The organism is Streptococcus sp. CL5.50 (genome assembly GCF_049738015.1).
Lineage (GTDB): Bacteria > Bacillota > Bacilli > Lactobacillales > Streptococcaceae > Streptococcus > Streptococcus mitis_CA.
In genome coordinates this window covers 1-12,307 of sequence record NZ_JBKOTR010000002.1, presented here as the reverse complement: position 1 = coordinate 12,307, position 12,307 = coordinate 1, and the positions used below count along the sequence as shown (strand labels likewise).

7 protein-coding genes are annotated in these 12,307 nt (G+C 41.6%); 5 read left to right on the top strand and 2 right to left on the bottom strand.

Going from position 1 to position 12,307, the window contains the following annotated elements; genetic code table 11:
• Positions 1-21 precede the first annotated feature (21 nt).
• The gene (mntE, locus tag ACLNCV_RS01600; RefSeq protein WP_424844798.1) at positions 22-1,206 is read right to left on the bottom strand and encodes a CDF family manganese efflux transporter MntE; all 1,185 of its coding nucleotides are present in this window, start codon (positions 1,204-1,206) and stop codon (positions 22-24) included.
• 306 nt (positions 1,207-1,512) lie between these two features.
• Between mntE and ACLNCV_RS01595 the strand changes: the two genes are divergently transcribed.
• The 4 genes from ACLNCV_RS01595 (at position 1,513) to yaaA (ending at position 7,259) form a co-directional block, all read left to right on the top strand.
• Entirely contained in the window at positions 1,513-4,209 is a 2,697-nt protein-coding gene (locus tag ACLNCV_RS01595; protein WP_261126723.1) for a cation-transporting P-type ATPase, read from the top strand.
• A 117-nt stretch (positions 4,210-4,326) separates the two neighbouring features.
• A complete protein-coding gene (locus ACLNCV_RS01590) occupies positions 4,327-4,737 on the top strand; it encodes a peptide deformylase (protein ID WP_045612079.1) in 411 nt (136 codons plus the stop codon).
• Between the two features lie 11 nt (positions 4,738-4,748).
• Positions 4,749-6,344, top strand: coding sequence for a hypothetical protein (locus tag ACLNCV_RS01585; protein ID WP_261126724.1), 1,596 nt, complete (start codon positions 4,749-4,751; stop codon positions 6,342-6,344).
• A 186-nt stretch (positions 6,345-6,530) separates the two neighbouring features.
• Positions 6,531-7,259 carry a peroxide stress protein YaaA gene (gene yaaA / locus ACLNCV_RS01580; protein WP_125455004.1) on the top strand — a complete coding sequence of 243 codons (729 nt, stop codon included), beginning with the start codon at positions 6,531-6,533 and terminating at the stop codon, positions 7,257-7,259.
• Positions 7,260-7,306: 47 nt separating this feature from the next.
• Here yaaA and pclR read toward each other — a convergent pair whose 3' ends face one another.
• Positions 7,307-8,791, bottom strand: a complete 1,485-nt coding sequence (pclR, locus tag ACLNCV_RS01575; protein ID WP_424844797.1) for a virulence transcriptional activator PclR — start codon at positions 8,789-8,791, stop codon at positions 7,307-7,309.
• A 216-nt stretch (positions 8,792-9,007) separates the two neighbouring features.
• Between pclR and pclA the strand changes: the two genes are divergently transcribed.
• Positions 9,008-12,307, top strand: a 3,300-nt coding sequence (gene pclA / locus ACLNCV_RS01570) for a pneumococcal collagen-like adhesin PclA (protein ID WP_424844796.1), incomplete at its 3' end; no start/stop codon positions are given.

Genomic DNA, 12,307 nt, shown 5'->3' with positions numbered 1-12,307 from the left:
CGTCTCATGGACAGGATTTCTCTATTCTTTTTTAGTTTCTTGATGAAAGATATTTTGCCAGGTTTCGTGGCGACGCCAGATACTGGTATGGACGATACCATCTAACTCATAGCAGATGAGTTTAGTCTTTTGACTGATGGAAGTAATTTGAATATCTTTGATAGCAGAATTCAAGTCTTTTTCGGCTTTATAAGCCTCTTTATCCATCTGCTCTCCATCCTGACGAATATAGACAAAATCATCAGTCAATAGTTCTTCCAGTTGATTTCCTTGGTCAATCAATTGTTCGCGCATAAGCAATTTTTTATAGACATTGTCTAAAATTTCATCCTCAGGTATAGGTGCTGGCTCAATATGGACATCGGTATCAAAAACCCCAAAACGTTCCTCCAGCATAGACTCGACCTGATCCGCAATTTCATGGCTTTCAAAAACAGACAGGTCAGGGTTCATCTCTAGCGTAATATCCAGGTAGATGTTGCTACCGTAGGTGCGACCTCTTTGCGACTTAACCTTGCTGATTTTGGGAATTTCCATGATAGCCTTTTGGTAGTCCTCGAGCAGACGGTCATCAAAGCCATCCGAAAGGCTAAAGGAAGACTCGATGAAGATATCATAGGCAGTTTTCAAGATAAAGAAAGTGATGATAATGGCAACCAGTTTATCCACAATGGGATAATTGAAACTGCTAGCCAGGATGGCAATGGTAGTACCAAGTGAGGTGACAGCATCAGAAAGATTGTCCTTGGCGGCAGCCTTCAGTGCCTTGGAGTTGGATTTCTTACTGAGGCGAGTATTGTAGAGATAAACTAGAAACATAATCGTTGCAGAAATGATTCCCAGAGTTGCACCCAGAGGGTCAATGACCGTTTCTTCACGACTGAGAATCTTTTGAATGGTATCCCTTAGTACATCAAAGCCAACATAAAACATGATGATAGAAGTGACCAAGCTAGCCAAATCCTCAATCTTCCAGTGGCCAAAACGGTGGTCACGGTCTGCAGGCTGGCGTGCCATCCGAATCCCAATCAAGAGGGCCACATTTCCAATGATGTCCGAGATGTTGTTAAAACCATCGGCCACCAAACTGGATGAATGAAGGAGATGACCAGTTGCCAATTTCGCTGCTGATAAGAGCAGGTAGGTCGAAATACTGATAATAGCCCCACGCTCAGCTAACTTGAGATTTGAGATAGATTGCTTCATTCAACTTCCTTTCTAGTCATATAGCATTCTACCATTATACTGGTTTTCAAGGGAAAATTCAAATAAGGCAGTTTTTACTCTTTGAAAACCTTTCAAAATTTGGTATAATAGTACTACTCAAGGGAGTAGCTGGCAGAAACCTGTGATAGTGTCGTCATTCCGAATTTTATACTGAAAAGTATGTTTTCCGGCCCTATCTTAAACAGCGAGACTTATTATGATTAACAGGTCTCTTTTTGTTTGTCGTGAAAAGATACGATGAGGAAAAGAGAGTCTGTTTTGCACACAATGTCAAGGAGGAGACACATGTCAAAAGAACAAAAACGCCAAGCGTTTTACACTCAGAGTCCTGAAGAGGTCTTGAAGGCTGTGGATGCAACCGAGCAAGGTTTGTCATCAAGTGAGGCGGAAAAGCGCCTTACCGAATTTGGCCACAATGAACTCGAAGAAGGCGAGAAACGATCAATCTTGGTCAAATTCATCGAGCAATTTAAGGATTTGATGATTATCATCCTAGTTGCGGCAGCTATCTTGTCAGTCGTGACTTCTGGTGGAGAAGATATTGCAGATGCCATCATTATCCTAGCCGTGGTTATCATCAATGCTGCCTTCGGTGTTTATCAAGAAGGAAAAGCAGAAGAAGCTATCGAAGCCCTCAAATCCATGTCAAGTCCAGCTGCACGTGTCCTTCGTGATGGGCATATGGCGGAGATTGACTCTAAAGAATTGGTCCCTGGAGATATCGTTTCTCTTGAAGCAGGTGACGTGGTGCCAGCAGACCTACGTTTGCTAGAAGCCAATTCTCTTAAAATCGAAGAAGCTGCCTTGACAGGCGAGTCTGTGCCAGTCGAAAAAGACTTGACAGTCGAGCTTGCTGCAGATGCTGGTATTGGTGACCGTGTCAATATGGCCTTCCAAAACTCAAACGTGACCTATGGTCGTGGAATGGGTGTTGTTGTTAATACAGGTATGTACACAGAAGTCGGTCATATCGCAGGCATGCTTCAAGACGCTGATGAGACGGATACACCCCTCAAACAAAACTTGAACAATATTTCTAAGGTCTTGACCTATGCTATCTTGGTTATTGCTCTTGTTACTTTTGTAGTGGGTGTCTTCATTCAAGGGAAAAATCCACTTGGTGAGTTGATGACCTCTGTTGCGCTTGCCGTTGCAGCCATTCCAGAAGGACTCCCAGCTATCGTAACTATCGTTCTTGCTCTTGGTACTCAAGTTTTGGCCAAACGAAACTCTATCGTTCGTAAGTTGCCAGCAGTAGAAACACTTGGTTCAACTGAAATCATAGCTTCTGATAAGACTGGTACGCTGACCATGAACAAGATGACCGTCGAAAAAGTCTTCTACGATGCAGTCCTACATGACTCAGCTGATGACATTGAACTGGGTCTTGAAATGCCACTGCTTCGTTCAGTTGTCTTGGCCAATGATACGAAAATTGATGTGGAAGGTAACCTGATTGGTGACCCAACCGAAACAGCCTTTATCCAATATGCCTTGGACAAGGGCTACGATGTCAAAGGATTTTTAGACAAATATCCTCGTGTGGCTGAATTGCCATTTGATTCTGAACGTAAGCTCATGTCAACAGTTCATCCACTTGCAGATGGACGCTTCCTCGTAGCTGTTAAAGGTGCGCCAGACCAACTCTTGAAACGTTGTGTTCTTCGTGATAAGGCTGGGGATATTGCTCCGATTGATGAGAAGGTTACAAACCTCATCCATACAAACAACTCTGAAATGGCCCACCAAGCCTTGCGTGTCCTTGCAGGTGCTTATAAGATTATTGACAGCATTCCAGAAAACCTGACTTCTGAAGAGCTTGAAAATGATTTAATCTTTACTGGTTTGATTGGGATGATTGACCCTGAACGTCCTGAAGCTGCTGAGGCTGTTCGTGTGGCTAAGGAAGCGGGAATTCGTCCAATCATGATTACGGGTGACCATCAAGACACTGCAGAAGCTATTGCCAAACGTTTGGGAATCATTGATGCAAACGATACAGAAGGTCACGTTTTAACTGGTGCTGAACTCAACGAACTGTCAGATGAAGACTTTGAAAAAGTCGTTGGTCAATACTCTGTTTACGCCCGCGTGTCTCCAGAACACAAGGTTCGTATCGTCAAGGCCTGGCAAAAACAAGGTAAGGTCGTTGCCATGACAGGTGACGGTGTCAATGATGCTCCGGCTTTGAAAACAGCAGACATCGGTATCGGTATGGGAATCACTGGTACAGAGGTTTCTAAGGGTGCATCTGACATGATTCTTGCAGATGATAACTTTGCGACTATTATTGTTGCAGTTGAAGAAGGACGTAAGGTCTTCTCAAACATTCAAAAGACTATTCAGTACCTACTTTCTGCCAATACAGCTGAAGTATTAACCATCTTCCTATCAACCTTGTTTGGTTGGGATGTCTTGCAACCAGTTCACCTCTTGTGGATTAACTTGGTAACAGATACCTTCCCAGCAATTGCACTAGGTGTTGAACCTGCTGAACCAGGTGTCATGAACCATAAACCACGTGGTCGTAAGGCAAGCTTCTTCTCAGGTGGTGTTCTGAGTTCTATCATCTATCAAGGTGTACTCCAAGCAGCTATTGTTATGAGTGTTTATGGCCTTGCGATTACTTATCCAGTACATGTGGGTTATAATCATGCCATTCATGCTGATGCCCTTACTATGGCATTTGCAACCCTTGGCTTGATTCAGCTCTTCCATGCCTACAATGTGAAATCTGTTTACCAATCCATCTTGACAGTTGGTCCATTCAAGTCTAAGACCTTCAACTGGTCCATCTTGGTATCCTTCATCCTTCTCATGGCAACAATCGTCGTAGAACCGCTTGAAGGAATCTTCCACGTAACCAAACTAGACTTGTCACAATGGGGAATCGTCATGGCTGGAAGCTTCTCAATGATTATCATCGTCGAAATCGTTAAGTTTATCCAACGTAAACTCGGCTTTGACAAGAATGCGATTTAAAAAGAAAAAGTCATCTTCGGATGGCTTTTTGCTACAGTTGAGGGAAAGGGCTTGCAGTTGCCGTCTTTTGTGCTATAATTGCTATAATATAGTAAAAAACAAGAGGAGTGTGAGGAAGTGGAAAAGAAAATTGTGAAGGATATCTTGTTTTTATCTCAGGTATCTCAGCCAGCAAGTCAGGAAGACCTTTATCTTGCCAGAGATTTGCAGGATACACTCTTAGCAAATCGTGAGACTTGTGTCGGTCTGGCTGCCAATATGATTGGGGTGCAGAAGCGCGTGATTATCTTTAATCTTGGTTTGGTTCCTGTGGTCATGTTTAATCCAGTGCTCCTGTCCTCTGAAGGAGCTTATGAGACAGAAGAAGGCTGTTTGTCCTTGACAGGTGTGAGACCTACTAAGCGTTATGAAACCATAAGGGTTGCCTATCGTGACAGCAAGTGGCAGGAACAGACCATTACCTTGACAGGCTTCCCAGCCCAGATTTGCCAGCATGAACTGGATCACTTGGAAGGACGAATCATTTAGGAGGAAAGCAAATGAAACGAATAGTCTTTGAACTTATTTTTATCGCAACGACCTGGTATATCTTTTTACCGCCTCTTAACCTGACCAGCTGGGAATTTATCTTTTTCCTTTGTGGGCATTTGTTAGTTGTGGCAATCTTATTTGGTTTTGGCAAGGGGATAAACCTTGTCAAAACGGTTCATGTGCGCCACGGCAAGGCAGAAGCTGCCTTAAATCTTGAGGGTTTCAAAATCAATCGGTTAGGGAAAATCCTTTTAGCTTCTATTGGAGGAATTCTTCTCTTAGCAGCCTTGGTTTCCTTGGTAACTTCTAGCATTTTTCAGGCTAAAAATTATGCCAATGTAGTCACAGTTACGGAAAAAGACTTTACTGAATTTCCTAAGACTGATACCAGTAAGGTTCCTATCTTAGATAGAAGTACCGCTGAAAAAATTGGTGACCGCTACTTGGGTTCCCTAACAGATAAGGTGTCGCAGTACGTAGCGGCAGACACCTATACCCAATTGACGATTGATGGGAAACCTTATCGAGTTACGCCACTAGAATACGCAGATCCTATCAAGTGGTTTAATAATCAAGCCAAGGGAATCGGCGAGTATATCAAGGTGGACATGGTAACCGGGAATGCCGACTTGGTGGACTTGAAGACACCAATCAAGTATTCGGACTCGGAGTATTTTAACCGCGATGTCAAGCGTCACCTGCGCTTGAAGTACCCAACTAAAATCTTCAAGACTCCATCTTTTGAGGTGGACGATGAGGGCAATCCTTTCTATGTAGCAACGGTTTACCAAAAGCAATTTGGACTTGCGGTTCCTCGTCCTGTTTCAGTCATTATCTTGGATGCCACAAATGGAGAAACCAAGGAATACAGCTTGGCAGATGTTCCAGAATGGGTGGACAGGGTCTATCCAGCTGAGGAAACCATTGAGCAAATCAACTATAACGGCAAGTACAAGGACGGTTTCTGGAATGCCATGATTTCTAAGAAAAACGTTACCCAGACTACCAAGGGATATAATTACTTGTCTATAGGCAATGACATCTATCTCTACACAGGTGTGACGTCGGCCAATGCGGATGAGAGTAATCTTGGTTTTATCCTTGAAAATATGCGGACAGGAGAAATCACTAAGTATAGCTTGGCTTCTGCGACCGAAGAATCAGCCCGTGAATCAGCCGAAGGTGCTGTTCAGGAGAAATCCTACAAGGCAACCTTCCCAATCCTCATCAACCTCAATGACAAGCCTCTCTACATCATGGGCTTGAAGGACAATGCTGGCTTGGTCAAAGAGTACGCTTTGGTAGATGCAGTCGAGTACCAAAACGTTATCGTTGCTACGACAGTGGAAGAGCTACTCAGCAAGTATGCCAATAAAAACGACCTTGAAATTGACAATGCAACCACAGAAAGTATCAAGGGTGTGGTAGCAGACCTCAAATCAGCTGTTATCAAGGGTGATACCGTCTACTTCTTTAAAGTTGATGGCAAGATATACAAGGTCAAGGCCTCAGTATCAGATGACCTTCCTTACCTCGAAAATGGTAAAACCTTCGAAGGTCAAGTAGGAAAAGACAACTATCTCAAGACCTTTAAAGTTCAGTAAGAGGAGAGGCTGGGCAAAACCTCAATTTCAGGAAAAAATGAAGTAAATCTTTCCATCATAAAACGCATAGTATCAAGATTTCTCAATTCCTGATACTATGCATTTTTTAATTTTAATGCCTTTTTCCCCAGTCTCTTTTCAGATGAATTCCTTGGTTGTGGTTAAAAAATATGCTACACTATCAATATGAAAATTTTAATCCCAACAGCAAAAGAAATGAACACAGACTTGCCAAGTATTGAAGCCTCTCCTTTAAAACCAGAAAGTCAGGCCGTGCTGAATGCCTTGGCCCTCTATTCTGCTAGTCAATTGGAGAGTTTTTACAAGGTATCAGCCGATAAGGCGGCGGAAGAATTTCAAAATATCCAAGCTTTAAAAAACAAAACTGCTCAACACTACCCAGCCTTGAAACTTTTTGATGGGCTTATGTATCGCCATATTAAGCGAGATAAATTGACCGAGGCAGAACAAGCCTATCTTGAAAATCATGTCTTTATTACCTCGGCTTTGTACGGAGTCGTACCAGCCTTGTCACCCATAGCCCCTCACCGTTTGGACTTTTTGATGAAGTTAAAAGTCGCAGGTAAGACTTTGAAGAGCCATTGGAAGCAAACCTATGATGAAGCTATGAATGGTGAAGACCTAATTTTCTCTCTCTTGTCATCCGAGTTTGAGACTGTATTTTCTAAGGAAATCAGAGGAAAAATGGTGACCTTCAAATTCATGGAGGATAGAGGTGGTCAGCTGAAGATTCATTCAACTATTTCAAAGAAAGCGCGTGGTGCTTTCCTGACAGCCCTGATACAAAATCAAGTACAGACGGTGGAGGAAGCTCGTCGCTTAAGCTTTGCAGGGTTTACCTACAGAGAAGATTTGTCACAGCCACAGGAATTGGTTTTTGTTAAGGAAGTATAGAAATCAGATAAGAGAAAAAGTCAGCAGGACCCTGCTGACTTTTTAGTTTATAAAGTATTGGATACATGAATCTCATTTGATAAAGTGTTGAGGTGATTAACCAAATCCATGATTGACAGATGGTTTCGGCAAATAAACTTCTTAGTAATCCCTGGAATATAGAAATTAGACACGATGATATCGTAATCTGTCTGATTTAAAATCTCAGGACTTGTTTGTAATTCATCCCAAATATCGAAGGTAAAGCGGTTATTACAGTAATAGGAAAGCATATCAACAAAGGTAAGGGATATCGCATGGTCAAAGTTACTGATAATCAAAACCTTGATAGGTGGTCGATTTTCTAACAACTGAGTAGAGAGGTTTTCAGCGTGGGTTAAGATGGTGTACATCAAGTGTTCCAACTGTTCAGGATGGTCATGCTGTCCAATTGCTTGACGGTATTGAGCCAGTTCTTGACGCGCACTTCCCATAAAGTCTGGGAAGTAAACTTCAAATTTTTTAATCGTTAATGCTTTTTGTTCAAATAAGATTGGGGTAGAAAAGATTTCCTGTCTTTCAAAGAAAGCAGTGTTGTGTAAATGCCAAATCAGCTCATCGTGGTTGGTAAAAGTAATCTTATATTGTTTTGATAGGCTTTCTAATATTTGACTAAGTAATTGGTAAGAGTATCTTGCTTCACTGTTTTCTTCTAAAGAGTTGAAGAATTCTTGAGGATTTAAGAAAAGATTGTTTTGAATAAAGGATATAAAAATTTGGGCGATGATATCTGGAGTGATTTCAAGTCCCAGTTTTTCAGAGAAATGGACAAGTAGCTCCTCAAAATTTGGAATATTCATCAAAAGAGGGTAGTATTCATCGAAGAAATGATTTGGTAAGTCGATAAAATGACCATTTTTGACGCGGTAAATACTGATAGCTATCATCAATTTGTACATTCTATAAATTGAAAATCGCATTGGATAATTCGTGATTTTATAGAAGAAATCAGCAAACTCTGTTAAATCCTCCTCAGGAAGGTCTGGAAAAGGCCAGTCTAGGAAATAATAGCGCTCAGAAAAGTATTGGGCAAAAAAATAACGAATATCCGTTTCATTACCAAGAATTGCAGTAGGGGTAAAAGATAATTCAATCTGAAATTGTGATGATAGAGTTTTTGTAATATTTCGGCCTAATCGATAGAGGTTGGCATTACTTGAGTGAAGATTTTCAACTGTTCGATAAATAGGTAGCCCCTCATTGAAGAACATATACTCTAGTAATTGAAAAGATTGGGAATGAGCTAGAAAATATTGATAAACGTCTTCCAGACTAGTGTTAACATCTAAATCAATCATAATTCCGTTAACGGAAGATTGGATGTCAATATTTGGAAAAGCTGTTCGTAATTCATTTAAATCATTTTTTAGGATTCGTTCTGTACATCCTAATTTTTCAGCAAGTGCATGTAACCTTATCCAATTACGATTCTGAATTAAGGTTTCCATTAAACGTAATTGTCTTTGGTCTTTTGTGGATAAAAGGTTGCGCATTTAGGTATTTCCTCCTAAATTATATTGTATCATAATTATGATTCTTTTGTACAAAAAAACAAGAATTAAAAATATGTACATTAAGTTCAAAAAAAAAAAAAAAAAAATATGGCTCCATGGTACAAAAATCAGATATATTAATTTCATAGATAATATTGATTAATGGCTCAAATAGTTGTAAAGTGTAAACTATAAAATACTATCTAGGAGTTTGAAATGAAACATTCACATAAGAAATCATTTGACTGGTATAGCATGCAACAACGATACTCTATTCGTAAGTATCACTTTGGTGCGGCTAGTGTCTTGCTCGGGACAGCCTTAGTCTTGGGAACTGCTGCCAATGCGCAAGCAGTACAAGCAGAGGAAAAAAATCCAGAAGCTACTAACAGTGTTTCTGTTGATAAGGTAGAAGAAGCTACCAAACCAGCAGAAGTTTCTACAGCTAAGAAAGAAACAACCTATGCAGCTCCAACGGTTGCTAATCCAGTAGAAACGACTCCAGTTAAAACTGAAGAAGCTACTAGACCAGCAGAAAAAGTTGAAGAAGCAAAAGACAAAAAAGAAGAAGTAACGCATCAAGATGCTGTTGACAAGTCAAAATTGTTAACGGCTCTTTCGCGTGCTAAAAAATTAGAAAGCAAGTTATATACAGAAGCAAGTGCTGCTAACTTGCAAGCAAGTATCCAAGCTGGTCAAAGCTTGCTTGGGAAAGCAGATGCATCTGAAGCTGAAATATCAGCAGCAGAGACATCTATCCAATCGGCTATTATTGGTCTAGAACTTCGTTCTAACTCTGATAAAGGAACTGTATCAGAAACTCCTGTAGTGAAGAAAGCTGACACAGCAGAAGCCAAAGAAGAAGCTAAGCCAGTTGCAACAACGACTGACCGTTCAGCTGTTGATAGTAGCGTTTTAGCAACTAATGCACCTGCCAAAGTAGAAACAACTTCAGCTCCAAAATCTACTAATGAAATCTTGAAACCAGGTTTGAGCCTTTCTGATGCTCGCCAAAATCCAGCTATCCGTAAGGAAGACTTGGATAAAGGTCATAGTGGCTTTAGAGCGGCTAGCAATCCAGCCAACCCAATTGTCTCAGGTTCTGGAAATACAGTTGCATTTTCAGACATCAGCCAAGGTGGTCGTAGTTATAGTTTCCGTGGCTACGGGAACTCACGTGGTGGTAATTCAATTCATTACGATGTAACAACAGTACGTCAAGGTAATAAATTGAATTTCACAATCAAATATTCTGGTCCGGGCGAATTTGTTAATAATAACTTTATCTTGGATAAAGGGGATGGATTTGGAAATCCTTCCAATGCGACAATCACAACTCCAAGGTTAAGAGATCAATCAAAACCTATTAGCCAAGGTGCCAACTACGTATCTCACTCAGGATACAGTATGACCTCTGCTACTTCAACAAATACGGAACAAACAATCAGATTTAGTTTGCCAATCAATAATCCAAATGGTGACTTGTCTGTTCGTTTGAAACCTGTTACTTTTAACGTGGACCAAGGTGGTGGCGGTGCCGCTACTAGCAATGACCCATACAGCAACTCCAACTATTATCATAGAGCAAATCCACTATACTTGGATGCAAACCCTTATGGTGGTACTAATAATAAGACTGTTTCAGAAGACATTGATTTCCAAACAGTCTACCTTCCAACTAGTAAATTACCAGAAGGTCAAACTAGATTAGTTCGAGAAGGTGAAAAAGGACAACGTCAAATTACCTATAAAGTTCATCGATTTGGTAACGAAACACTTTTAGGATTGCCAATTAGTAATTCTGTTACTAAAGAAGCTAAGCCACGTATTATGCAAATTGGTGTGGCTAAAGAGCTAATCGATACAGTAAAACCACGTGTTGATCAAAATAAAGTTGGTGATACAAATAACCTCACTTTCTATCTTGATAACGATGGAAATGGTGTTTATACTGAAGGCGTAGACGAACTTGTTCAAAAAATTGCTATTAAAGATGGAGCCAAGGGTGAAAAAGGGGACCAAGGTGAACGCGGTCTAACTGGAGCTAAAGGTGAAAAAGGAGACCGAGGCGAACGCGGTCTAACCGGAGCCCAAGGAGCTAAAGGTGAAAAAGGAGACCGAGGCGAACGCGGTCTAACTGGAGCTAAAGGTGAAAAAGGAGATCGAGGTGAACGCGGTCTGACTGGAGCCCAAGGTGCCAAAGGTGAAAAAGGAGACCAAGGTGAACGCGGTCTGACTGGAGCTAAAGGTGAAAAAGGAGCCCAAGGTGAACGCGGTCTGACTGGAGCCCAAGGTGCCAAAGGTGAAAAAGGAGACCGAGGCGAACGCGGTCTAACTGGAGCCCAAGGTGCCAAAGGTGAAAAAGGAGACCAAGGTGAACGCGGTCTGACTGGAGCCCAAGGAGCTAAAGGTGAAAAAGGAGACCGAGGTGAACGCGGTTTAACTGGAGCTAAAGGTGAAAAAGGAGACCGAGGCGAACGTGGTCTCACTGGAGCTAAAGGTGAAAAAGGAGACCGAGGCGAACGCGGTCTCACTGGAGCCCAAGGTCAGGCAGGTCGTGACGGTGTAACTCCAACCGTAACCGTTAAAGATAATAAAGATGACGGCACTCATACTATCACGATTAACGACGGTAGAGGTAATGTTACAAGTACTGTTGTGAGAGATGGTTTCGATGGCGCAAGTCCATTAGTTGCGACTCAACGAAATGACGCAGATAAAACAACGACCGTTATCTTCTATTATGACAAAAATGATAACAACGAATTTGATGCAGGCGATACAAAACTAAAAGAAGTTGTCATTGCAGATGGAGCCAAAGGTGAAAAAGGGGACCAAGGCGAACGCGGTCTAACTGGAGCACAAGGTGAAAAAGGAGAACGTGGAGACCGTGGTGAAACAGGAGCAGCGGGACGTGACGGAAAAACTCCAAAAATCACAACTGCTCGTGGAGCAGACGGCCGTAGTACTGATATTACATTTACTATTCCTGGTGAAGAACCTGTAACAGTTAACATTAAAGATGGTAAAGATGGACGTACACCAACCATTGACTTAAATGCCTTAGCTGAAGCAGCAGCAAGATTAAACAATCAAAGAAGCGGAAGAGTAAGAAGAGCTTTAGCAGACGCCCCATCTACAGCACCAGCAGAAAAACCAAGAGAAGGTACTCTTATTACAGCGTACTTTGATAACAATGGTAATGGTCGGTACGATGAAGGTATAGATGAATTAATTGCAAAACAACCAATTTATAATGGTACAGACGGTGCCAATGGTGCAGCAGGTGCAGCCGGACGTAATGGTGCTGAATTATTAAGTGGACCTAAAGCACCAACAGCAGATGATGGTAAAGATGGCGACACTTATATCGATGCAACTACAGGTGATGTTTATAAGAAAGAAAACGGAACTTGGGATAAGATTGGTAACATTCGTGGACCTCAAGGTCTAAAAGGTGAAGCCGGAGTTGCAGGACCACAAGGGCTACAAGGACCTAAGGGTGACCAGGGTGCT